Origin of the sequence: Candidatus Didemnitutus sp. (assembly GCA_019634575.1) — a bacterium.
Classification (GTDB): Bacteria; Verrucomicrobiota; Verrucomicrobiia; order Opitutales; family Opitutaceae; genus Didemnitutus.
In genome coordinates this window covers 155127-178182 of the sequence record JAHCAY010000004.1, presented here as the reverse complement: position 1 = coordinate 178182, position 23056 = coordinate 155127, and the positions used below count along the sequence as shown (strand labels likewise).

Here is a 23056-nt window from a genome sequence, read left to right as displayed (position 1 = left end):
ATAGAATCGAGCGTGGATTACGAGGAGCTTTAGTTGAGCATAATTCGAGGATCAAAAATTGGCCCATGCTCCAGCCTCTCTTCAACGGAGAAACGACGCCGGCAAAAACCGCCAAGGGACTTTGGCACGTATTCCACAAGTCTCTGTCCAAAGTCGTGCTCGCTGGCCGCGGGACCAAGCGCGAGAAAGTCGAAGAGGTAGGGATCCTTGAGCGTTTGCTGCGCGAGGTCGGACTGGGCGGGCGGCAGCGTGGCGGCGAAATTCGTGAGGGCTTTGCCCGCGCGAGCATGGGCGCCCTGCTCGATCTGGGCGACGAGCACGGAACGGCTCCAACCGTGCTGGACGGCAGCACGGGCATACCAAGCGCGCTCACCCGCCGAATCGAGGCGGTGGAGCAACACGAGGTTATGACTCCACGGCAGAGAGGCGAAAGGCTCCGGCGGGCCGGAGGAAGACGTGAGCGCCCTTGAGTCTCCCAAAACTGTCACCGCCGGTGACAGTTTTCCGGAGCGAGACTTTCGCGCCCGCGACCCCGCTTTCGGAGGTGAGGATTCTGTCACAGCCGGTGACAGAATCTCCGCAGCTGCGCGGTGGGCCTCGTAGAAGGCGCGCATTCGCCAGAGGTTGAGCGCGGAGAAACCAGCCACGCCGGGAAATTCGCGCTGCAAATCAACCGCCAGGCGCTCGACGATGCGTTTGCCGTAGTGCGCGTTCAACTGGGCCTGGGTGATCGCCCGACCGAGATCCCAGTAAAGCCGCAACAGCTCGTGATTGACGCGAGCGGCGGCTTGGAGCTGCGCGGAGCGAATGCGCTGCTTCAGCGCCGCAAGCCATGGCAGGTAGTCGGAATGCAGGAGAGCCGCTGAAGTTCTGGATTTCACGCCCGTAACAAGTCGAATGTTCGCCGTCGACGGGCCCTGTATTCGCCAACCGGTTCGAGCCGAATGCTTCCCAGCGTGGCGCTAGGAGCAAGTGCGTTCTCAGCACAGGGCTCAGCAGATGCGCGGGAGCTGTTCGCCGCTCAGGCGGTCGACGATGCGCTCGGCGCCGATGACGCTGCGTTGCGTCACCTGGCCAGCCGGACCGGGCTTCACTTTCCCGATGATCGTGGCCGCGCCGGCGTTGTCGCTCGCGGTGCGGTTTATGATCTCGACGGCCTGCGCCGCTTGCGCTTCGGGCAAGATGCACACGAAGCGGCCCTCGTTCGCCACGTAGAGCGGGTCGAGGCCGAGAATCTCGCAGGCGCCCTGCACCATCTCGCTCACGGGCACCTTCGCGGCGTCGATGGCGAGCGCCAGTTTTGACTGCTCCGCGATTTCCACGAGCGAGGTCGCGAGGCCGCCCCGCGTGAGGTCGCGCAGGCAGTGGATTTCCAAACCGGCCGCGAGCAACGCCTGCACCGGCGCCACCAGCGGCGCGCAGTCACTCGTGATCTCGCTCTCGAAACTGAGGTTGGCGCGCGTGGCCATGATCGCCATGCCGTGCCGGCCGAGGTCGCCGCTGAGCACGATGGCGTCGCCGGCGCGCACGCTCGTGGGCGCGACGGTGAGCGACGTCTCGATCACGCCGACGCCCGCGGTCGTCACGTAGAGTCCGTCGCCCTTGCCGCGCTCGACGACCTTCGTGTCGCCGGTGACGATGGCAACGTTGGCGCGTTCGGCGGCCTCCTTCATCGAGGCGACGACTTTCTTCAACGTATCGACGGGAAAACCTTCCTCGAGAATGAAGCCCGCGCTGAGCCACAGCGGCAGCGCGCCGCACATGCAGAGGTCGTTCACGGTGCCGTTGACGGCGATCTTGCCGATGTCGCCGCCGGGGAAAAACAGCGGGCTGACCACGTGCGAGTCGGTCGTGAACGCCAGCCGTCCGCCGCCGGGAAATTTCAACAGCGCGCCGTCGTGCTGCGCCTCGAGCGCGGGATTCGCGAACGCCGGCCGGAAGACCGAATCGATGAGGTCCTGCGTGAGCTTCCCGCCGCCGCCATGCCCGACCGTGATCTCGGTCTTGTGCGGCAACGGCACCGGACAGGTCGTGAAACCGGAAGGCGTGGGACCGGCGGAACTCATGGCCGAAGACTAGAAATCGGCCGCGAAAACCCGAGTGCGTTTCATGCGCAAGCCGTGGCGGGCATTGCGCATCTTTTGAACGCCAGCAATCGCGCCGCGTGACGCATCCGTGCAATCCGTGGTCAATTCAGCGGCGCCCGCGCGGCACGAGCACCGTTCGACCACCTCGCGCCCGATAAGCCTTGGGACGAGGCGGCGCGTCAGACGGCGCGACACAGCGCCGCGAGGCGGCGCACGCCTTCGCGCAGGCGCTCGGGCGTGGAGTTCGAGAAGTTGAGCCGCAGGTGATTCTTGCCGCCGTCGCCGGGGAAGAAGTCGCGGCCGGGCACGAACGCGACCTTCTGCGCGATGGCGCGCTCGAGGAGTTGCAGCGCGTCGAGATCGGCCGGCCCCGTCACCCAGAGGAACATGCCGCCCTCGGGCTTCGTCCACGAGTAGCCGGCGGGCAGTTGCTCGCGCAGCGCCGCGTCGAGGATGCCGAAGCGCTCGCCGTAGGCGCAGCGGATTTTTTCCAGATGCTCGGGCTGCTTGCCGCTGCTGAGGTAACCGTAGGCCACGCGCTGGTCGAAGCTCGAGGTGTGCAGGTCGGACGCCTGCTTCAGGATCAGCATGCGGTTGAAAATCTCGCTCGGCGCCACGACCCAACCGAGGCGGAAGCCCGGCGCGATCGTTTTCGAGAACGTGCTGACGTAGATCACGCGATCGGCCGTGTCCCAGTGCTTGATCGGGGCGACGTCGACACCGCTGTAGCGCAGCTTGCCGTAGGGATCGTCCTCGACGATCCACAGGCCCTCGCGCGCGGCGATCTCGGCGAGCTTCTTGCGCCGCTCGGCGATGAGCGTGATGCCGGTCGGATTCTGGAAGCTCGGGATCGTGTAGAGAAATTTCGGGCGGTGCTGTTTGATCAGCTCCGGCAACGCCTCGGGAATGAGGCCGTGCTCGTCGGTCGGCACGCCGACGAACTTCGCCTCGAAGGTCTGAAACGCCTGGATCGCCGCGAGGTAGGTCGGGTTCTCCGTCAGCACGACGTCGCCCGGATCGAGGAACAACTTGCCCGCGAGATCGAGCACCTGTTGCGAACCGTTCGTGACGAGGACGTCCTCGCGCTTCGCCGTGATGCCTCGCGCGGCCATCTCGGTCGCGATCCACTCGCGCAGCGGCATGTAACCCTCGCTCGGGCCGTATTGCAGCGCCTGGCTGCCTTCCTTCACGAGCACGGCATCGGCGGCGGCGCGGACCTCGGCGACCGGAAAAAGCTCCGGCGCCGGCAGGCCGCCGGCGAAGGAAATCACGTCGGGCTGCGCCGTGACTTTGAGAATCTCGCGGATCGTGGAGGGCCGCATCGTCGCGAGACGACGCGCGAAGGCATGGATGGACTCTGACACGGCGTCATAAGAAGTGGCCCGCCGCGCAAAAGCGAGCCGGGAGGCGACGGGATTTCCTGTCATGCTCCGGACTAAGTGGGGGAGAAAAGCGGCTACTGGAGCCGCGCCGCAAAGTAGCGGGAGCATCTTGCTCCCGCTGCACGGGTGGTCGCCGCCGTCCCGGCGGCGACAAACGCGCGGCCGCGTGACGATATCTCGCAGCCGCTCCAGCGCCGTCGAGGACGCCGGCGCCCACCCACGCACTCGCTCACCGCTTCCCCAGCAACTCCTCCGCGTGCGCCTGCGCGCTCTTCGCGTTGCGGTCGCCGAGCATGCGGGCGAGTTCGCCGATGCGCTGCTTGCGGTTGCCGTGGATCGGCTCGATGGCCACCGACGCGCGGTCGCCGCTCTGGTCCTTCGTCACCACGAGATGATTCGCCGCCTGCGCCGCGACCTGCGGGAGGTGCGTGACGCAGAGCACCTGGTGTTTCTCCGCGATGTCGGCCATCTTTTCGCCGACGATGCGGCCGATCTCGCCGCCGACGTTGGCGTCGACCTCGTCGAACACCAGCAGCGGCACGTCGTCGATCGCCGCCAGCACCGTCTTCAACGCCAGCATCACGCGCGCGAGCTCGCCGCTCGACGCGATGCGGCTGAGCGGCAACGGCGCCTCGCCGACGTTGGGAGAAAACAAAAACTCCACGCCCGTATCGCCGTGCGCCGTCAGCTCCGGCAACGCCGCAAACCGCACGCGAAAGTCCGCCTTCCTGAAACCGAGTTGGACGATGACCTTCGCCGCCGCGCGCTCGAGCTGCGCGCCGGCCTTTTCGCGCGTGGCGCGCAGCTCCGCGGCCGCCTTCTTCGCGGCCTTGAGCGTCTCGCCGATCTGCTTTTCGAGTTTCGCGAGCGAGCCTTCGACGTCGCTCTGCAACTCGAGCCGGCGGCGCATCTCCTCGCGCGCGGCGACGACCGCCTCGAGTTTGGCGCCGTGTTTGCGCTTCAGGTCGAGCCACGCGTTCATCTTCTCCGCGAGCAGCTCCGCCTGCTCGGCGTCGAAATTCAGCGACGTCGCCAACGACGAAAACTCCGCATCGAGATCGCCGAGCTCGACCGACGCCGACTGCAACCGCTCCGCCAGAGCCTGGCTCGCCGGGTCGAGCGCCTCGAGTTGCCGCGCCTCGCGCAACAGCGCCGCGACGCGTCCGAGCACGCCGTCCTCGCCGCTCAAACCCGTGCTCAAACCCGCGGCGAGCTGCACGATTTCCTGCGCGCTCTGCTGGCGGGTGAAATCCCGCTCCAGCGCCGCGATGGCCTCGTCGGTCAGCTCCAGCGCGTCGAACTTCTTCAGCTGCGAGCGGAGAAACTCGATTTGGTCCGGCGAGAGCTTTTCGGCTGCGAGCAGGCGCTCGCGCTCGTCGACCAACCCGCGCCACGTGCCGTAGGCCGCGGCGTATTTCGCGCGCGCGTCGTCGTTGCGGGCGAACAAGTCGAGCAGCTCGCGCTGGCAGCCGTCCTTGAGCAGGCGGCGCGGTTCGCCCGGTCCGTGGAAATCGATCCAGTGCTCGCCGAGTTCCTGCAACGCGCTGAGCGTGGCGAGCGAGCCGTTGACGGAGATCTTCGGCGCCTTCTCGCGCGGCACGCTGCGCTTGAGGATCAACACGCCGTCGTCGCACGGCGGCAGGTCGAGCGCTTCGAGCGCGGCGTCGAGTTTGCGCGTGTCCGCGAAGAACAGCGCCGCCTCCACTTCGCACGCCGCGGCGCCCTGGCGCACGATCGTCTTGTCGACGCGCGCGCCGGCCAGCAGCGACAGCGCGCCAAGCAGGATGCTCTTGCCCGCACCGGTCTCGCCGGTCACCGCCGTGAACCCGCCTTCGAACTCCAGCTCGACTTCTTCGAGCAGCGCGAGGTTGCGGATGCGGAGCGATTGCAGCATGCGGCAGGTGTTTAGCGGTCAGACTCTTGAATGCACGCGAAAAGCCCGCGCGCAGTATCGTCGGGAAACTTTCCAAATAATCCTTGCACGACCCCGCGCGAATCGTTCACTCCTCGCCTTCCGTCGGACTCTTAGCTCAGTTGGTTAGAGCACTTCCTTGACATGGAAGGGGTCACTGGTTCGAGTCCAGTAGAGTCCACCATCTCCGCCGACGCCCGCAACTTGCGGGCTTTTTTGTTGGCTGAAACCGCCGCCTGCCGGCTAGCTGGAGCCCGATGGTCACCCGCCCCACTGCCGCCGCCCTGGCGGCCGTCCTGCTCGTCGCGCCCGCCGCCCTCGCCCAAACTGCGCCCGCCGAACGCGCTGGCACCGAGCTGCGCCCCAACCTCGCCGGCCAAATCGCGCGTCCGCTCCGCTACCGACCCGAGGGTGGCGATTTCGTCATCGTGAACGGCCTCGAGCGCTTCAACCGCCCGCTCTACGGCGGCGCGAGCGCGTTCCGCGTCGACGCCGGCGACCGGCCCGAATTCTCGCTCTATCTGCCCGGCCGCGGCGGCGTGCTTCGCCTCGCGCTGCTCACCGGCTCGTCGGCCAAATGGCTCAGCGCCGCCGCGCAAATCACCGCGCGCTACCGCGCCGGCACCATGGTCTACGTGATCCGCGACACCGCGCTCGGCGATGGCACGCTCGAACTCACCGCGCTCGCCCCGCGCTCCGCCGAAGGCCTGCTCCTGCGCGCCGAGCTGCACGGCAACGCCGCCGTGGAACTCGCCGCCGTCTTCGGCGGCGTCACCGGCGAGCGTGGCCGACGCGACGGAGACCTCGGCACCGAAGCCAAGCCCGTGCGCGACTACTTCGCCTTCCAGGCCGACGCCTGCCGCGGCAACAGCGTCACGCTGGGCGAAAACGCCTTCATCGTGCGCGCGCCCAAGGGCCAGGTCGCCGCGCTGCTCCCGACCGGCACTCGCGTGCACGTAGCGGACGCAACGTTCGATCCCGATCTCGGCCTGCTGCTCACGCCGGCTCCCGCCGGCACGCTCCCGGAAAAGCCGGTCGCCGTCGCGCGCGTTCCGCTCACGACCGGCCGGGCGACTTTTCTCGCGCTGCAAAATCTCCGCGTGGAGCAAACCGCCACCGAAGTCCTCGACACCTACCGCGAAGTCGCCGCCGAGCGCACGCTGCCGCCCGGCGCCACGCACGCCGCTTCATGGACGCGCGACGACCTGCCGGCGCTCTTTGCGCGCGAGGAATCGGCCCTGCGCGCCGTGGCCGGACGCGTATCGGTCGACACGCCCGACGCCTTCCTCAACGCCGCCGTGCCGGCGCTGAACCTCGCCGCCGACGCCGTGTGGGACGACCGACAGAACGCGTTCCTCCACGGCGCCGTCGCGTGGCGCGTGCGCCTGCTCGGCTGGCGCGTCGCCTACGCCGGCGACGCCCTCGGCTGGCACGAGCGCACGCGCGTGCATTTCGACGGCTACGCCGCGCAACAAAACACCTCGCCGATCCCGGCTGCGCTCCCCGCGCCCGAAGCCGCCGCCCTTCTCGCCCGCCACGAAGCCGCACTCCACTCGAACGGCGACCTCACGAACTCGCACTACGACATGAACCTCGTGGCGCTGGATACGATTTTCCGCCACCTGCGCTGGACCGGCGACCTCGCTTACGCTCGGAAAATCTGGCCCACGATCGAGCGTTCGCTTGCGTGGGAACGCCGCCTCTTCCGCCGTGAATTCGGTTCGGACAAGTCGCCGCTCTACGAAGCCTACGCCGCCATCTGGGCGAGCGACGACCTCGCCTACTCCGGCGGCGGCGCCACACACGCGACCGCCGCCAACCTGTTTCATCACCGCGAAGCCGCGCGCCTCGCCCGCCTCCTCGGTCTGGATGCCGCGCCCTACGATGACGAAGCCGCGGCCATCGAGCGCGGCCTGAACCAGCATCTCTGGCTCCCGCGCGAAGGCTGGTTCGCCGAATCGCGCGACCTCCTCGGCCTCCAACGTCCGCACCCCAGCGCCGCCGCGTGGACGGTCTATCACGCCCTCGACGCGCAAGCCACCACTCCGCTCCAAGCCTGGCAACTCGCGCGCTACGTCGACACCGCGCTGCCGCAATTTCCCCTCGATGGTCCCGGCGTGCCGCCCGGCGCGAACACGATCGCGACGACGAACTGGATGCCCTACACATGGTCGCTCAACAACGTCGTCTTCGCCGAAACGACTCACACCGCGCTCGCCCTCTGGCAAGCCGGCTGGCCCGACGCCGCCAACGCCCTCTTCAAGGGCGCCGTGCTCGACAGTATGTTCCTCGGTCTCTGCCCCGGCAACGTCGGCCTGACCACTGCGCTCGACGCCTACCGCCGCGAATCGCAACGCGATTTCGGCGACGCCATCGGCATCGCCTCGCGCGCGATCGTCGAGGGACTCTTCGGCGTCACACCCGACCTCCTCCGGCGCGAAGTCGTCCTGCGTCCCGGTTTCCCCGTCGAATGGGATCACGCCACGCTGCACCATCCGGATTTCGATTTCGCGTTCGTCAACGTCGGCGCGGTCGCGCGCTACCGCTTCACCCCGCGCTTTGCGGTTCCGGTTTCCGTGCGCCTGCGCGTCCCCGCACGCGGCAGCGAGGCCCGCGTCACCGTCAACGGCCAACCCGCTGCCTGGACCGCGCTGCCGGAATCCGTCGGGCGGCCCTGCCTCGAAATCGTCGCCGCGCCCGCCCCCGAGCAGCAGATCTCGATCGAGTGGCGCGGCGATCTCCCACCCGCTCCGCCCGCCGAGCGCGACGCCGCCCTCGGCGAGGAGGTGAACATCGACGTCGGTGCGCGCATCGCCGAATTGGCGGACCCGCAGCGCGTGCTCGCCCAACCCCGGATTGTCGGCGCCACCTTGCGCGGGCAGGTCGCCGGCCTGCCCGGCGCGCGCACGCTGTTCGCCCGCGTCGAGCAAGGCCCGCTGCGCTGGTGGCAGCCGATCGAGCTGCGCGTCAGCGAAGCCGCGACTGCCGCGCCGCTCGTGTTTACGACCGACTGGCGCGCCGCCATCGCGCCGGCCCAGTGCGAGCCTCTCGCACTCGCGCCGCTGTTCAACGACCGCGTCACCGAGCTTTTCCGCCACGACTACCTCGCGCCGCGTTCGCCGTTCGCCTCGCTCGCCCTCGCCCGCAACGGCTACGGCACATGGACGCATCCGAACGCCACCTTCCCCATCGACGACAGCGGCCTGCGCCGCGCCGCGACCAACGGCGCGCTGTCGCTCCCGAACGGCGTCCCGCTCGCCACGCCCGCCGCCGTTGACGCGCCGAACGTCGCCTTCGTTTCCCAATGGGAGAATTTCCCCCGCGAACTCACGACGCCGCTCGCCGGCCGCGCACGGAAAATCTATCTGCTCATGGCCGGCTCGACCTGGGCGATGCAAAGCCGCCTCGACAACGGCGAGATCGTCGTGACCTATCGCGACGGCACCGTGACGCGCCTCGCCCTCGAAAACCCGACCACCTGGTGGCCGATCGATCAGGACTACTTCGTCGACGATTTCGCCTTCGCGCGCTCCGGCGGCCTGCCGCTGCGCGTCGACCTGAAGACCGGACTCGTCCGCGTCCTCGACGCCACGACCTTCAATGGCGCCGGCCGCACCATCCCCGGCGGCGCAGCGACCGTGCTCGATCTCGCGCTCGATCCGACCAAGGAGCTCCAATCCCTCACCGTGCGCGCACTCGCCAACGACGTCGTGATCGGCCTGATGAGCGCCACGCTCGAGCGGCCGTGAACGGCTCCGACCAGCCCATGCACTTCCCTTGGATTTAATGACCCTCGATGTGCACGCGCTACTCGCTCCATAACCTCGAGGTGCTGAAACGCGCTCTGGAGAAATTCGGCCTGAAGGTCCCGGCCGAGCTGCGCGCCGTCTACAACGCCACCCTGAGCACGCGCATGCCCGCCGTCACGAAGCGTCGCGGCGCCGTCGCGCTCGAACCGCTCGCGTTCGGCGCGCTGCTCCCGCCGCGCGAGCCGACGGGCAAGCCGCTCCTGCTCGCGAACGCCCGCGGCGAGACGCTGCTGGCGCGCGGCGCGTTCAAGGACGCCGCGCAACGCCGCCGCTGTCTGGTGCCCGCCGACGGCTTCTACGAATGGGAAAAACAGGGCAAGGTGCGCCTCCCGCATTATTTTCAACTGCGCGCCGGCGAACCGTTCTTCCTCGCGGGACTCTGGCACCCGGAGACGCCGATCGCGCCGCCGGCCTTCGTCGTCGTCACGACCACGCCGAACGCGCTGCTCGCACCGATCCACGACCGCATGCCCGTCATCCTCGATGAGGATCGGGTCGACGCGTGGCTCGGCGACGAGCCGCTGCCGCCCGATCGCCTCGCGGAACTCTGCGCGCCGTTTCCCGCCGCGAAAATGCGTTCGCACCGTGTCAGCCCGCAGATGAACAGCCCGCTCTGCGAAGGCCCCGCTTGCATCGCGTTATTCACGCCGCCGGCACCGGAGCGCGAGTTGTTCGATTGAGCCGAAAGCCGCGTCGAGTTGCCGGCAAAGTGCCGGGAGCTTCCAGCTCCCGTTTCGCTGGAAGCGCCGTCAGACAAACCCCGTTCGCACGCCATCGCCCTACGCAGCGCTGCGTATTCCGGTCGCGCTCGCGCCGGGTTAGACTGCCCGCGTCCAAGCAAGCCTTGGTCGGCTGACCGGACACAGGATTTGTCGGCAAGCTACGCGCCGGCAAAACCGCAATCATGCCGCGGGCCGCCTCGTGAGGGGCGGCCCGCCTTATTTTTCCCACGCGCCGCGCTGCTGACGCAGAAATATTTCGATTCTCAGCTCGACGCCACCGCGCACGGGCTGCAAAACCACGGTCTCGTGGGCACACGAAATCTGCACGACGCCAAACGCATCCGGGAAGCCATCGAAAGCCTCGCGTCGTCCATCGCATCGCGCCACCGCAACACCGCCCGCCTCCTCCTGCTGGGCATCGCCAACGGCGGCATCGTGCTCGCCGACCGGCTGGCCCTCGCGCTGAAGCGCCACGGCGTCACCTGCGGTCGCGGCACGATCGACATCTCGTTCCATCGCGACGACATCGGCCGCCACCCGATCCCGAAGGAATTCTCGCCGACGATCATCCCGCACGACGTCAACGGCGCGACGGTCGTGCTGGTCGACGACGTCCTCTACTCCGGCCGCACCGTGAAGGCCGCCCTCGACGAACTCTTCGATCACGGACGCCCCGAGACGGTTGAGCTCGCCGTCCTCGTCGATCGCGGCGGCCGCCGCCTGCCATTGGCCGCCAACTACTGCGCGCTGACCGCCGAAGCCGCCGAAGGCGAAAAGGTGGTCGTGCAACTCGACCCGCGCGAGCCGAGCAAAGACGCCGTGCTCGCCCGGGCTCCCGAAAAAGCGCCGGCCCAATCCAAAATCTAACTTCCAAAATCGAAAATCTCCCCCGCCGTGCCCTGGACGCGAAAACACTTCCTCACCGTCGAAGACCTCAGCGTCGCTGAGATCGAGCAGGTGCTCGTCACTGCCGGCGCCTTCCGCCGCATCCTCGACCGCCGCGTGAAAAAGGTCCCCGCCCTCCGTGGCAAGACCATCGTCAACCTCTTCCTCGAACCGAGCACGCGCACCCGCCTCTCCTTCGAGATGGCCGCGAAGCTCCTCAGCGCCGAGGTCGTCTCCTTCGACGCCGACAAATCCAGCACCACCAAAGGCGAGACCCTCAAGGACACCGCCCTCAACATCCAGGCGCTGCACGCCGACATGATCGTGCTCCGCCACTCGGCCAGCGGCTCGCCGCGCTACCTGAGCGAGCGCCTCGGCATCCCGGTCGTCAACGCCGGCGACGGCGCCCACGAGCACCCGACCCAGGCCATGCTCGACGTCTTCACGATGCGCCAGCACCTCGGCACCGTGAAGGGCAAGAAGATCGTCATCCTCGGCGACATCCTCTTCAGCCGCGTCGCGCGCTCCGACATCCACGCGCTGACCAAACTCGGTGCGAACGTCACGATCGTCGGCCCGTCCACGCTCGTTCCCCACTGGTTCGAGCCGCTCGGCGCCACCGTCTCGCACAACCTCCGCGAAGCGCTCGCCGACGCCGACGTCGTCATGCTGTTGCGCATTCAACACGAGCGCCAGGCGTCCGGTCTTTTCCCGTCGCTCGGCGAATACACCAGCATGTTCGGCCTCAACCAGACGCGCGCCTCCTGGATCAAGCCCGACGCCATCATCATGCACCCGGGCCCGATCAACCGCGGCGTCGAGATCGACAGCGCGCTCGCCGATTCCGACCGCAGCGTGATCCTCCAACAAGTGACCAACGGCATCGCCGTCCGCATGGCCGTCCTCTACCTCTGCGCCGGCGGCCAGCCCGAGCACGTCGCCCCCGTCGAATAACTCCCATGCCCGACCTTCTCTGGATCAAAAACGGCCGCGTCATCGATCCCGCTTCCAAGCGCGATGCCGTCGGCGATGTCTTCGCCATCGACGGCAAGATCGTCGCGTCCCTCTCCGGCGCGCAGAAAAAACAGGCGCGCGTCATCGACGCCAAAGGCCTCGTCGTCGCGCCCGGTCTCGTCGATATCCACGTCCACTTCCGCGAGCCCGGCCAGACGCACAAGGAAAACATCCTCACCGGCTCGCGTGCCGCAGCCGCCGGCGGTTTCACCACCGTCGTCTGCATGCCGAACACCTCCCCGGTGATCGACAACGCCGGCACGCTGCAGCTCGTCAATGCCGCCGCCAGCAAGGCTGCCGTCCGCGTCTATCCCACCGCGTGCATCACGACCGGCATGGCCGGGAAGCAACTTGCCCCGCACGGCACGCTCAAGGCCAATGGCGCTGTCGCGCTCACCGACGACGGCCTCTGCATCCAATCGAACGAGCTCATGCGCCGCGCCGTCGAATACGCCAAGATGTTCGATCTCTGCGTGCTCGACCACTGCCAGGACGACTCGCTGACCGAAAAGGCCGTGATGAACGAGGGCACCGTCTCGACGCGCCTCGGCCTCAAGGGCTGGCCGCACGCCGCCGAGGACATCATCGTCGCCCGCAACATCATCCTCTCCCACTACACCGACGCGCACATCCACATGCAGCACATCAGCTCGGCCTACTCGGTCGAGTTGCTCCGCCGCGCGAAGAAGGATGGCGTCCGCGTCACCGCCGAAGCCACGCCGCACCACATTGCCCTCACCGACGAGGCGCTCGCGACCTACGACACGCATTTCAAGATGAACCCGCCGCTCCGCACCGAGGCGGACCGGCAGGCCATCATCGCCGGCCTCAAGGACGGCACGCTCGACTGCATCGGCACCGACCACGCGCCGCACTCGCCCGACGAGAAGGACCGCGAATTCGACTACGCGCCCAACGGTATCATCGGCCTCGAAACCGCACTCGCGGTCACACTCGACATCCTCGTCGGCGAAGCGCGCTTCAAGCTCCCCTCCGTCATCGACCTAATGACCCGCCGCGCCGCCAACGTCCTCAAACTCCCCGCCGGCACGCTCTCCGAAGGCGCCAACGCCGACGTCTGCCTCTTCGACCCGACCGAGCAGTGGACCTACGACGCCACGAAGGGCCAATCGAAGAGCCGCAATTCGCCGTGGCATGGCAAGAAACTCACCGGCCGGGTGAAGACCACGATCGTCGGCGGCAAGATCGTCTTCGCGGACGGCGCCATAGTCTAGCCGCCCGGAGAGACCGGAGCCCGTTCGTCCCCCGCGCCAACGCCGTCGCGCTCTCCACTGCGCGTTTTCACCCAAAAACGCCGCCTGCAATTGTCACGTAATACGTGACAATCCGACTGGCGTGAGTGCATGGCTCATGCGGCACGACCGCGGCACTGTTGTTTCGACAGCCTGGCGAAGTTCGTTTCTGCTCCGCGCCGTCACCTCTCGGCCCATGAAAATCCGCGCGCTCCTCGCGAGTGTCCTGCTTTGCCTCGTGTTGGTCACGGCCCACGCCGTCGATCCGCAGATCTATTTTTCCCGCTCCGACCCGGTCTCCAACATCATCGTGCGCGAGATCAACAGTGCCAGGAAAAGCATCTACCTGCTCATGTATTCGTTCACCGACCAGGAGATCGCCAACGCCCTGATCGCGGCCACGAAACGCGGCATCGACGTGCGCATCGCCTTCGACAAGTCGCAGGGCGAGGAAAAAAACTCCCTCAGTGACGAGATGGTCGAAGCGCTCGGGCCGAAGCGCGTCGTCTATCGCTACGGCAAAGGCCGTGGCATCATGCACGAGAAGATGGCCATCTGCGACGGGCTCACCGTCATGCTCGGCAGCTACAACTGGACCAACAACGCCAAGGCGAACAACTGGGAAAATCTGATCGTGCTCCGCGACGCAAGGATCGCCGCCGAGTGCACCTCCGAATTCACGCGCGTCTGGCAAAGTCCGGAGCCGAAGCCGCCGGGTGAGAAGAAGCCCACCGGAGCCGCCGGGAAGACCAAGACGAAAACCCGCTGAGTCACGCCCGACTCGGGGCTTCCCACGGCCCGCGAATCCGCTTGAGTCGGCGAAGTTATGGCTTTCGCGCTCAACCAAGAGTTTGTGATCATTGTCGAGGCAGCGATCGGCGCGCTGTTCCTCGCACGCGTGCTCGGCATGCCCGAGATTCGCACCCGAACATTTGACCGCAATCGCCTCGGCCATTGGGAAATCAGCGGCTTCGAAGTTATTCTCCTCGTTCTCCTGATTTTCCTGATCGGCACAATCGGCCAGGGCATTGCGCAACAATTTCTTGGCGCGTGGATCAAGGCTTCGCCCGAGAAAGAAGCGCGTCAACTCGCCGTCTACGGCATCGCGCTCCATGGCAGCGGCCTGCTCGCCTGGCCGCTCTTCTGGCTCGGTCGGCGATTTCTGCACAACGACTACGGCGCGCCGCCACCTCCAACCGCGCTCGTGCGTCGGGAGCCACTCACCAAAGTTGTCGTCCACGGCGTCTCCGCGTTTGCGATCATCATGCCGGTGATCGTGCTCTGCAGCGCGGCTTGGACGTTTATCCTGCAAGCGCTTGGCATGCCGTCCGATCCGCAGGATCTGATCGCCATCTTCACCCGGACGCAGTCGAAACCGCTGCTCGTCACGATGATGTTCGTCGCCTGCGCGCTCGTGCCGATAAACGAGGAGTTGCTTTTCCGCGGCGCGATTTTCCGCTTCTGCCGCCAACGTTTCGGCCGCGCGGCAGCGCTGCTCGTGAGCGGTGTTCTCTTCGGCGCACTGCACGGCAACTGGGCGGGCTTCCTTCCGCTGACGGTGCTCGGCGTCGGACTCGCGATCGCCTACCAACGCACCGGCGACATCCGCGTCTCCATGATCGCGCACGGATTATTCAACTTGAACACGCTGGTTATCGTCCTCTCCGGTCTCCCGCAGACATGAAACTCTTCACGCCGCTCCGCGCCGAATCCGTCGTCGCTCTCGGCGAGCAACGGTTGATCGTGGAGCTGCGCAAATGGCTCGGCGACGCTTCGCCCAAGGCGCCATTCGGCATCGGCGACGATTGCGCGGTCGTCCCCTCGAGCGGCAAGCAGATGCTGATCACCACCGACCCGGTGATCTACGGCCAGCATTTCGACGACGCCGTGCCCCCGCGCGCCGTGGGCGCCAAGCTGCTCAAGCGCAACCTCAGCGACATCGCCGCCATGGGCGGACGGCCGGTGGCCGCCGTGCTCTCGCTCGCGCTGGCCGCCGACACGAACGTCGTCTGGCTGCGGGAATTTTACCGCGGGATCGCCGCCACCGCGCGGCAGTTCAAGGTCAAGATCGTCGGCGGCGACATCACGCAGGGGCCGGCGGGATTTTTCGGCGCATTCCTGACGCTGCACGGCGAAGCTGCGGGAAAGCGCGTCGTCACACGCGGCGGCGCCCTACCCGGCGATCGCATCTACGTCACCGGCAGCCTCGGCGGCTCGCTGCTCGGTCATCACTACAAGTTCACGCCGCGACTGGCGGAGGGCGCGTGGCTCGCGCGTCGCGCCGAAGTCTGCGCGATGATGGACGTGAGTGACGGCCTCGCCAAGGATCTCGATTCGCTCACTCCCGATGGTCTCGCGGCGGCCATCTGCGAACCTTCCGTGCCGATCAGCGCCGCCGCGCGGAAGTGCGCCACGCAGACGAAGCAAACTCCGCTCTTCCACGCGCTCGGCGACGGCGAGGATTACGAACTCCTCATCGTCATGTGCTACCGCGCCGACCAGGGGAAATTCGAGGCGGCGTGGAAGAAACGCTTCCCTCGCGTCCGCCTCACGCAGATCGGCGTGTTCGCCAAGAAGGAGAACATGCCGTCCGGCGCGGTCCGCCTGCTCGACTACAGCGGCTATGAACATCTCCGCTAGACTGCGCGCCGGGATCACCACGCCGACGGCCGAAGCGACACGGCGGCTGGCCGCGGAGTTCGCCGCGACGCTGCCGCCCGACACCACGCTGGCCCTGCACGGCGACATGGGCGTGGGCAAGACGACGTTCGTCCAAGGGCTCGCCGAGGGTCTCGGCGTGCACGAACACGTGACGAGTCCGACCTTCGCAATCTACTCCGTGCATCGCGGCGCCGTCCGCACGCTCGTGCACATGGACGCCTACCGCCTCGAGCACGCCGCCCAGGTGGAGGAGCTGCTGCTCGACGAATTCCTGATCAGCCCTTGGGTGCTGGCGATCGAATGGCCGGAAAAAATCGCCGACTGGATACCGCCAAGCGCGCTGCATCTCACGCTCTCGATCGTCGACGGCGACAAGCATCACGTGCGGCTGGCGTGAGGCAGACGGCGGTTCAAACCTCGGAGCGTGACGTCGGAAACCAACCCAAAACCCACTCCAGCTTCCGGCCAAGGATAACTCGCGCGGGATACGCACCGCAGGGAACAACAAGGCCAACTGCATCAGCGCGCTGCATCCCGGACGTTCGCAATGCGGTCCTCCAACGGAAGCATGCGGCGCAGACCGGCGCCGCTTACACTGCGGTCGAGGTTTCCCTGCACTCCGCGCCACCGCGCCGCCGACTGGCGTCCGCACCGCAGGCGCACCGCGCTAGTCGCGCGGCACCACAATCTCGAGTTTCACACGGCAGCCGAGAGCGGCCGCGAGCCGCGTCAGCGTGTTCAAGGTCAGCGACGTGTTCAGCGGATCGAGCACGCGATTCACCGCCGCGCGGCTCGTGCCCAGCGCGCGCGCGAGCTCCGAGACCGACATGTCGAGTCGCTCCATGCGGTGCATCAGCGTCGTCGCGATGACGCGTTTCAACGCCGTCGCCTCGACGTCGCTGTAGATGCCCTCCTCGCGCAAGCGTTCGGTCGACGTCTCCTCGAAGCGGTGGCGTTTGTCCTGTTCCATGCCGCAAGCGAATCAGAATAGATACATTTTGCGCGCTCGAATTCGACTTTAGGAAAAAATTTTCCGGCGGCCATTTCTCTCGTAAGCCGGCCAACCGCAGGCCTCTAGCCCGGGCACAAATCGCGACGCGAAATTTCGCGCGAAGATTTTTCTGGCGCACCGCGCGGTGATTTGTTCCCTTCACGCTGCATCAGGAAAGGATCGACGGAGCAATCCGCCGGTTCTGCCAACCGGGTCTAGGAGTGATCACGGTGGTTCCGAGTGGCGAAAGTCACCCGGATGCGCGGGCGGTAAAACGCTCGAACAAAAAACTCCTCCGAAAAAAGCGAAAAGCCGCCTGATGCCCTCAGGCGGCTTTCGTTTTTCAGGAAAGAAACCTGAAGCGCGAACGATTAAACCACCATCAACCGCTCACGCATCATGTCCAACGTCATCACCCTCCCCGCCCTCCGCGTCAACGCCGAGAACCCGAACCACCACTTGTGGAACAACAACGGCACGTGGTTCCTCCACTACACCGTCTACCCGACGCCCTTCACCAAGGAGCGCATCCGCCGCTCGCTCGGCACCAAGGACCTCACCGTCGCCCGCCAGCGCCGCGACTCGTTCTTCCAGCACCTGCTCGGCCAGGCGCAGCCGACCAAGACCGCGGTCGCCTGAGACGCCGCTTCGCTTTCCAGCCATAGTCCGGAAGCCCGCGCCATGTGCGCGGGCTTTTCGTTTTAGGGGATGCGCAGCCGCTGGCCGACGCGCAGCGCATTCGCGCCCTGCAAGGCTTCGCGGTTCGCGTTGTAGATTTCCTGCCACCGGTTCGCCGTGCCGTAGTAGCGCAAGCTCAACCGCGAGAGCGAATCGCCCTCGCTGACCACGTGAAAACGCGCCTCGGGCGCGGACGCCGCAGCCGGTGACGAGGCGCCCGGATTCGACGCGGGCGGGAAATTGGCGGAAGCCAGGCTCGACGCCGGCGTCCCGAGCCGGGCCGCGGACGCGATCTGATCGAGCGTGCCCTGAGCCTGCGCCAAACGTGCGGCCAAGGCGCTGTTCTCCTGGCGCAACTGCGCGAGCGCCGCCTGACGCTCGCGATCGAGCGTGCGATTGGACTCGGACAGGTTTTGGTTCGACGCCCGGAGTCCCTCCACCTCGCGGCGCAGTTGCGCCATCTGCGCCGTGAGCGCGTCGACGTTGCGCGCCGCGCTCTGCTCGGCATCCGTGCGCAACTGTTCCGCGCTGCGTTGCGACTGCGTCAGGCGCGTCGCCTCAGCCTGCGCGCTCGCCAGCTGGGCCTTCAAGGCATCGCGTTCCTCACCGAGTTTCTCGTTCGCCGCCGTCAGATCCGCAACCGAGGAGCCCTGCGAATCAGCCGCCTTCTCACTCTCGGCGAGGCGCGTGCGCAACGCCGCGATCTCGGCCTGCGCCTTCTCGGCCGCGGATTGCGACGCGCCGGCCGATTGCACGGCATCGGTGCGCTGCTGTTGCAATTGGTCGATCTGGCGCTGCGCGGCCACGAGTTGCGCGCCGACGTTCTTCAGGCGCTCGTCGAGGGCCCGGTTTTCGTCCGCCAGCTTGGAATTCTCCGCGCCGGTCAACCGCTCGGACTCGGCCAGCTTCTGCGTCAGGACCGCGATCTGCGTTTTGAAATCCGCCTTCTCCTGCTGGAGCCGGCTGTTCGCCTCCGTGAGGTCCGCGACCGTCGAGCTGTGCGAACCTTCGGCCTTTTCCGCTTCCGCCAGTTGCGCGCGCAGTGTCTCGCGTTCCTTCGCGGCCTTCGCGCTGTCCGCGAGCAGTTGCTCGTTCTGCCGGCGCAGATTTTCCGCCGCATCCGTCAGCTCGCGCACCCGCGCCTGCGCGCGGTCGAAGTCGGCGCGGCTGGGACCGTCGTCCGCCTGCTTGGCCGCGAGCAACGCCCGGTTGGCATCGCTGAGCGCCTTGCTGGTCTCGCGGGCCTTCTGCAGCTGCTCGGCGAGCGCGCTGATCTCCCGCGCGGCCGCCGTGCGGTCGTCCTCGATCGCGCTCTCGAGCTGCTTCACGCGATCCTGCAGCGTGCGGATCTCCATCTGATAGGCGTCGGGCCGGGCGGCATTCACCGCCTGAGCCTGCGCGGCGAGCGCAGCCTCGGCGGTTTTCTGCGCATTGACGAAATCCTGTTCGAGTTTCGCGTTCGTCGCCGTGAGGTCCGCGACCTGCGCGCGGAGCCGGTCGCTCGCCTGACTGGCGTCCGCGAGGTCGCTGCGCAACTTCGCTGTCGCCGCGTCGTCGGCCGAGGGTTGCGTGCGCACGGTGACGAGACGCGCATCCTCCAGCTGTTTTTCCGTCGCAGTCAGGCGCGTCTGCGCTGCCTGCAATTCCGCCTCGCGCTTCGCCGCATCGCGCTGCAACTGCTCCAATTGGGTCCGCAGTCCGGACGCCTGCGCGACATCGCGGCGCAACTGGGCATTTTCGTTCTGGAGCGTCGCCAGGCCCGCGGCCGACGTGCGCAAACTCGCCAGCTCCGCCCGCAAACCGGCCGCTGCCGCCGCCTCCTGCCGGGCCGCGGCGAGCGCCTTCTCGAGCCGGTCGTTCTCGGTCGTCAACTCGGCCACATCGGCCGCGCTCTTGTTGAGCGCTGCGTTGGCCTCGCCCAATTTGCCCTGCAAGGCTGATGAATCCGTCGCCCCCGCGGCGGAGGCTTGCGCCAGTTGCCGGCGGGCGTCGTCACGCTCGCGTTGCGCGCCGGCCACGTCGTCCTGCAAGCGAGCCACCTCGGCCTTCGCGTTCGCCGCGTCGGCCTGGCTCTTCTCCAAGGCGGCGCCGAGATCGGCGAGCTTGGCTTGAAGCGCGGCGGTATCGGCGCTGCCGGAACGGGCGCTCGCGAGCTGGCTCTTCAACACGTCGCGCTCGATGGAAATGTCCTTCACGGCCTCCTCGGCTTTCGACAGCGCGGCCTTGGTCGCCGCCAGGTCGTTTTGCGCGGGTGCCTGCTTCGACTGCAACGCGGCGAGCTCACGCTGGGCTGCCGTCGCCTGCCGCTCGGCGCGTTCGCGATCGAGGCGCGCCCCGGTGAGGCTGTTGTTCGCCGCTTTCAGCGCCGCTTCGGCGTTCGCCAACTTGGCCTCGAGTTCCGCCGGGCGATTGCCCGTCTTGGCCGCTTGGGCGATCTGCTGGCGCAGTGCTTCGGCCTGAGTCGCGTTTTCGCGCGCGGCTTGTTCGGCCGCACTCAGCGCCGACTTCGTTCCCGCCAACTCCGCCTCGAGTGCGGCGACGCGAGCGGCCTGCGCCCGCGCGGTTTCCGCGGCCGAATCGCCGGCGGCACTCTGCTGTTGCTTCAGGTTCGCGGCGTCGTTGGCTGCCGCCAGTTGCGAGCGGAGGTCGCGCACGGAAGCTTCGCCGGCCGCCACCGCCTGGTTTGCGGCGGTGAGCTGGCTTTCGAGTTCCGAAACTCGTTCCGCCTGCTTTTGCGCGGCGGCGGCCTGTTCCTGGAGCGCACGCAGGGCGGTCGCGTTCTGGGCGAGGTTCGCCTCGGCGGTCGCCAGGCGGGCTTTCGCGGCCGTGAGTTCGTCACGCAGGGACGCGGTGGCGCCCGAGGCAGCCTGCGCCTGCTCCGCGGTCTTGGCGGTGGCGGAAAGCTGATCGCGCAGTTGCTCCGTCGTCGCGACGGACTTCGCGAGCTCGGCCTTGGTCGATACGAGTTCGGCGCGCACCGGTTGCAAATCGGCCACGGCGGCATCGCGCTCGCGTTGGGCGGTGGCGGCCTGGCGTTCGGCGCGTTCGCGGTCGAGGCGTGCGCCGCTCAACGTCGCATTCGCTTTCTTCAACGCGTCCTCGGCGGCGGCGAGGCGGGTTGAGATATCCGAGGATTTCTCGCCCGCTTTCTCCGCGCCGGCGACTTTCTGGCGCAGGGACTCAACCTCGGCAGCACGCTCGTTCGTGGCCTGCTCCGCAAGCGCCAGCGCCTTCTGGGCGTTCGCGAGTTCGGACTCGAGCGCGGACACGCGTTCGCCCAACCGCTGCGCGTTCGCGGCGGTGGCGCGCAGCGCGGTCACCTGCTCCTGCAACGCGCGCACGCTGTCCGCGTTGTCCGAGGCGGTTTTCTCCGCCGCGGCCAGCTGCGCTTTGGTCGCCGTCAGTTCGTCGCGGAGCGCGCTGGCCGTGGCCAACGCGGTTTGCGCACTGTCCGCGGCCTTCGCGGCAGCCGCCAGTTGCTCACGCAGCTGGCGCACGGCGGCTTCGCTCGTCGCGAGATCGGCTTTCGCGGTGGCAAGTTGATCCTGCAATCCCGCCAGCTTGCCGGCCTGATCGCGCGCGGCTTCGGCGGTTTGGGTGGCGGCGGCGAGTTGCTGGCGAAGCTGGGTGATCTCCTGCTCGGCGCGCGTCCGAGCGGTGGTGGCGTCGGACTCGAGCGACGCGATGCGGGCGTTCGCGGCATCGAGCAGGCGCGTGTCGCGCGCGGCGGCGATGAGGCGCTCGTTCTCGGCGCGGAGGGTGGCGACCTGCGCGAGGGCGGTTTCGGCGCTCTTGGCGGCGTCGCGCAAGGTCGCGAGGTCCTGCTGGAGCTGCTGATTTTGGCTTTCGGCGGCCGCGAGCGTTTGCCGGGCGTTCTGGTATTCGGTGCGGAGCTTGCCGGCGTCCTCGCGAATGCTGGCGCGGTCGGCCTCGGCGATGGACAACTGCGACTGGAGCTCCTCGAGCTGTTTTTTCGCGGCGAGCAGCGGCGCGTCGTTGCGCTGCGCGGCGGCGCCGAGCTTGGCGTTCTCCTCCGTGAGTTGCTGGACGCGGTTGCGGAGCGCCTCGAGATCCTTGGTGGCGCCATCGGCGGTCGCGGCGGCGGCGCGGGCGGTTTCGAGTTCCTTCTGGAGCGAGGCGAGTTGGGCGGCGCTCGCGTCGGCCTCGGTGCGCAAGGCGGCGGCGCTGGTTTGCGCGGCCTTCAGATCCTGCCGGGCCTTTTCCTCGGCGGCGACGGACGTGGCGAGCTGCGTGCGGAGCTGTTCGAGTTGGGCCGGGGGAACGGCTCCCGCCTTCAGGCGACTGAGTTCGTTTTCGAGGCGCTGGTTGAGGACACGGAGATTGCTCGCCTCGCCGGCGAGGCGGCGCAGACGCGCGACTTCGTCCTGCAGGTTGCGGACTTCGCTGCCGGGGTTCGCGGCGGCGGCGACCTGATCGCGGGCGGCGGCGAGATCCTTTTCGAGTTGGGCGGCGGTGGCGGTGGTTTGCTCGAGTCGCTGCTTCGTGTCCGCGAGTTCGCGGTTCAGGCGTTCGAGCTCGGCCTTCGGATTGCCTTGCTCGTTGAGGGATTTCTCGAGCGAGTTGGCCCACTTTTCCAGTTCGCCCTTCTCGCGCTCGAGGCGCGTCTTTTCGAGCGTGAGTCGCTGGTTGACCTCGGAGAGCCGGTTGTTGGCGGTCTGGAGGCGTTCGATGTCGTCGCGGTTCGACGTGCCAGCGCGAGGTGCGGACGAGGTGGTGGCGGCGATCGCGGGGGCGGCGGACGCGGCGGCCTTCAGCTGATCGCGGAGCTGGACGACAAGCTGGTCGGATTGGGCGCGCTGCTCGGCGGTGAGTGATTTCGCGACGAAGTCGCGGCCTTGGGGATTCGCGCCGCCTTCCGTGCCGAGGGTGAGCCAGGCAAAGGCGGTGGCGGGATCGACGGGCAAACCGCCGCGGCCGGTGACGTAGAGCAGGCCGAGATTGTTCTGCGCGGGGGCGAAGCCCTGGACCGCGGCGGCGCGGTAGAGCGTGGCGGCCTGCACGTCGTCCTGCTTCACGCCGCGGCCGTCCTCGAACAGGAGGCCGAGGTTGTATTGGGCGCGGGCGTAGCCTTGGTCGGCGGCGGCTTTATACCAGCGGGCGGCCTGGGCGTCGTCCTTGCGGACGCCGCGGCCGACTTCGTAGACGAGGCCGAGGTTGTATTGGGCCTCGGCGAGGCCTTTTTCGGCGGCGGCTTTGAACCAGACGTTGGCTTCGAACTCGTCCTTCGCGACGCCGCGGCCGCTGGCATACATGTTGCCGACGTTGAATTGCGCAGCGGGATAGCCTTGCTCGGCGGCCTGAAGGTAAAAGCGAAAGGCAGCCTTCTCGTCGGGCGCGGTGCCACGACCGAGCTCGTTGGCGAGGCCGAGATTGAATTGCGCGGGGGCGTAGCCCTTCGCGGCCGCGCGTTCATACCAGCGCAGCGCGCCCGCGTAGTCCTTGTTCTGCGCCAAGGCGTTGCCGAGGGCGTTTTGGGATTCGACGTCGCCGCCCTCGGCCCGCTGTTGCAGCGGCGCGAGGTCAGCGGCGGGCGCATCGGCCGCACGGAGCGGCGCCGCGAGGGCCAGCAACGTGCAGAGAAACGCGATCACGCGCCCGTGGCGCGATGAGCTGAGTCGATGAAAACCTCCGAGGAGACCGG

The 23056-nt window shown here is 67.6% G+C and carries 16 protein-coding genes, 1 tRNA gene and 1 riboswitch; of the genes, 11 read left to right on the top strand and 6 right to left on the bottom strand.

What is annotated here, in order from left to right:
- Positions 1–29: 29 nt before the first annotated feature.
- The 4 genes from KF715_20745 to KF715_20730 all read right to left on the bottom strand — a co-directional run bounded on the left by KF715_20745 (position 30) and on the right by KF715_20730 (position 5363).
- Positions 30–881: a hypothetical protein gene (locus tag KF715_20745; protein ID MBX3739128.1), complete on the bottom strand. Its 852-nt coding sequence runs from the start codon at positions 879–881 to the stop codon at positions 30–32.
- Positions 882–992: 111 nt separating this feature from the next.
- A complete protein-coding gene (gene hypE / locus KF715_20740; protein MBX3739127.1) occupies positions 993–2066 on the bottom strand; it encodes a hydrogenase expression/formation protein HypE in 1074 nt (357 codons plus the stop codon).
- Between the two features lie 200 nt (positions 2067–2266).
- Positions 2267–3514 carry a PLP-dependent aminotransferase family protein gene (locus KF715_20735; GenBank protein MBX3739126.1) on the bottom strand — a complete coding sequence of 416 codons (1248 nt, stop codon included), beginning with the start codon at positions 3512–3514 and terminating at the stop codon, positions 2267–2269.
- Positions 3515–3698: 184 nt separating this feature from the next.
- Positions 3699–5363 (bottom strand): AAA family ATPase, encoded by a 1665-nt coding sequence (locus KF715_20730; protein ID MBX3739125.1) that lies wholly within the window; start codon positions 5361–5363, stop codon positions 3699–3701.
- Positions 5364–5488: 125 nt separating this feature from the next.
- On the opposite strand from KF715_20730, the gene KF715_20725 reads away from it, so the two are divergent.
- From KF715_20725 to tsaE, 10 genes are all read left to right on the top strand, one after another.
- Positions 5489–5565, top strand: a tRNA-Val gene (locus KF715_20725).
- Between the two features lie 73 nt (positions 5566–5638).
- On the top strand, positions 5639–9130 hold the full coding sequence (locus KF715_20720) for a DUF4450 domain-containing protein (GenBank protein ID MBX3739124.1): 3492 nt from the start codon (positions 5639–5641) through the stop codon (positions 9128–9130).
- Between the two features lie 47 nt (positions 9131–9177).
- Positions 9178–9870: an SOS response-associated peptidase gene (locus KF715_20715; GenBank protein MBX3739123.1), complete on the top strand. Its 693-nt coding sequence runs from the start codon at positions 9178–9180 to the stop codon at positions 9868–9870.
- Between the two features lie 348 nt (positions 9871–10218).
- Positions 10219–10779: a bifunctional pyr operon transcriptional regulator/uracil phosphoribosyltransferase PyrR gene (pyrR, locus tag KF715_20710; GenBank protein MBX3739122.1), complete on the top strand. Its 561-nt coding sequence runs from the start codon at positions 10219–10221 to the stop codon at positions 10777–10779.
- A gap of 27 nt (positions 10780–10806) precedes the next feature.
- Positions 10807–11751 carry an aspartate carbamoyltransferase catalytic subunit gene (locus KF715_20705; GenBank protein ID MBX3739121.1) on the top strand — a complete coding sequence of 315 codons (945 nt, stop codon included), beginning with the start codon at positions 10807–10809 and terminating at the stop codon, positions 11749–11751.
- Positions 11752–11756: 5 nt separating this feature from the next.
- Entirely contained in the window at positions 11757–13046 is a 1290-nt protein-coding gene (locus tag KF715_20700; protein MBX3739120.1) for a dihydroorotase, read from the top strand.
- Between the two features lie 214 nt (positions 13047–13260).
- Positions 13261–13833 (top strand): DUF1669 domain-containing protein, encoded by a 573-nt coding sequence (locus KF715_20695; GenBank protein MBX3739119.1) that lies wholly within the window; start codon positions 13261–13263, stop codon positions 13831–13833.
- A gap of 57 nt (positions 13834–13890) precedes the next feature.
- The gene (locus KF715_20690; GenBank protein ID MBX3739118.1) at positions 13891–14748 is read left to right on the top strand and encodes a CPBP family intramembrane metalloprotease; all 858 of its coding nucleotides are present in this window, start codon (positions 13891–13893) and stop codon (positions 14746–14748) included.
- The gene (locus KF715_20685) at positions 14745–15704 is read left to right on the top strand and encodes a thiamine-monophosphate kinase (protein ID MBX3739117.1); all 960 of its coding nucleotides are present in this window, start codon (positions 14745–14747) and stop codon (positions 15702–15704) included. Before KF715_20690 ends, KF715_20685 begins: the two co-directional genes overlap by 4 nt.
- The gene (gene tsaE / locus KF715_20680; protein MBX3739116.1) at positions 15688–16122 is read left to right on the top strand and encodes a tRNA (adenosine(37)-N6)-threonylcarbamoyltransferase complex ATPase subunit type 1 TsaE; all 435 of its coding nucleotides are present in this window, start codon (positions 15688–15690) and stop codon (positions 16120–16122) included. Before KF715_20685 ends, tsaE begins: the two co-directional genes overlap by 17 nt.
- A gap of 270 nt (positions 16123–16392) precedes the next feature.
- Here tsaE and KF715_20675 read toward each other — a convergent pair whose 3' ends face one another.
- Positions 16393–16695, bottom strand: coding sequence for an XRE family transcriptional regulator (locus tag KF715_20675; protein ID MBX3739115.1), 303 nt, complete (start codon positions 16693–16695; stop codon positions 16393–16395).
- 182 nt (positions 16696–16877) lie between these two features.
- Positions 16878–17013, top strand: a riboswitch (SAM riboswitch).
- 102 nt (positions 17014–17115) lie between these two features.
- On the opposite strand from KF715_20675, the gene KF715_20670 reads away from it, so the two are divergent.
- Positions 17116–17355 carry a hypothetical protein gene (locus KF715_20670; GenBank protein ID MBX3739114.1) on the top strand — a complete coding sequence of 80 codons (240 nt, stop codon included), beginning with the start codon at positions 17116–17118 and terminating at the stop codon, positions 17353–17355.
- 62 nt (positions 17356–17417) lie between these two features.
- On the opposite strand, the gene KF715_20665 is transcribed toward KF715_20670, so the two are convergent.
- The gene (locus tag KF715_20665; GenBank protein ID MBX3739113.1) at positions 17418–23006 is read right to left on the bottom strand and encodes an SEL1-like repeat protein; all 5589 of its coding nucleotides are present in this window, start codon (positions 23004–23006) and stop codon (positions 17418–17420) included.
- Between the last annotated feature and the right edge of the window lie 50 nt (positions 23007–23056).

What these genes read in the sequence shown, in the direction of transcription:
- hypE (MBX3739127.1), bottom strand. Translation starts at nt 2,066, where the DNA reads ATGAGTTCCGCCGGTCCCACGCCTTCCGGTTTCACGACCTGTCCGGTG.
- KF715_20735 (MBX3739126.1), bottom strand. Translation starts at nt 3,514, where the DNA reads ATGACAGGAAATCCCGTCGCCTCCCGGCTCGCTTTTGCGCGGCGGGCC.
- KF715_20730 (MBX3739125.1), bottom strand. Translation starts at nt 5,363, where the DNA reads ATGCTGCAATCGCTCCGCATCCGCAACCTCGCGCTGCTCGAAGAAGTC.
- KF715_20720 (MBX3739124.1), top strand. Translation starts at nt 5,639, where the DNA reads ATGGTCACCCGCCCCACTGCCGCCGCCCTGGCGGCCGTCCTGCTCGTC.
- KF715_20715 (MBX3739123.1), top strand. Translation starts at nt 9,178, where the DNA reads ATGTGCACGCGCTACTCGCTCCATAACCTCGAGGTGCTGAAACGCGCT.
- KF715_20700 (MBX3739120.1), top strand. Translation starts at nt 11,757, where the DNA reads ATGCCCGACCTTCTCTGGATCAAAAACGGCCGCGTCATCGATCCCGCT.
- KF715_20695 (MBX3739119.1), top strand. Translation starts at nt 13,261, where the DNA reads ATGAAAATCCGCGCGCTCCTCGCGAGTGTCCTGCTTTGCCTCGTGTTG.
- KF715_20690 (MBX3739118.1), top strand. Translation starts at nt 13,891, where the DNA reads ATGGCTTTCGCGCTCAACCAAGAGTTTGTGATCATTGTCGAGGCAGCG.
- KF715_20685 (MBX3739117.1), top strand. Translation starts at nt 14,745, where the DNA reads ATGAAACTCTTCACGCCGCTCCGCGCCGAATCCGTCGTCGCTCTCGGC.
- tsaE (MBX3739116.1), top strand. Translation starts at nt 15,688, where the DNA reads ATGAACATCTCCGCTAGACTGCGCGCCGGGATCACCACGCCGACGGCC.
- KF715_20675 (MBX3739115.1), bottom strand. Translation starts at nt 16,695, where the DNA reads ATGGAACAGGACAAACGCCACCGCTTCGAGGAGACGTCGACCGAACGC.
- KF715_20670 (MBX3739114.1), top strand. Translation starts at nt 17,116, where the DNA reads ATGTCCAACGTCATCACCCTCCCCGCCCTCCGCGTCAACGCCGAGAAC.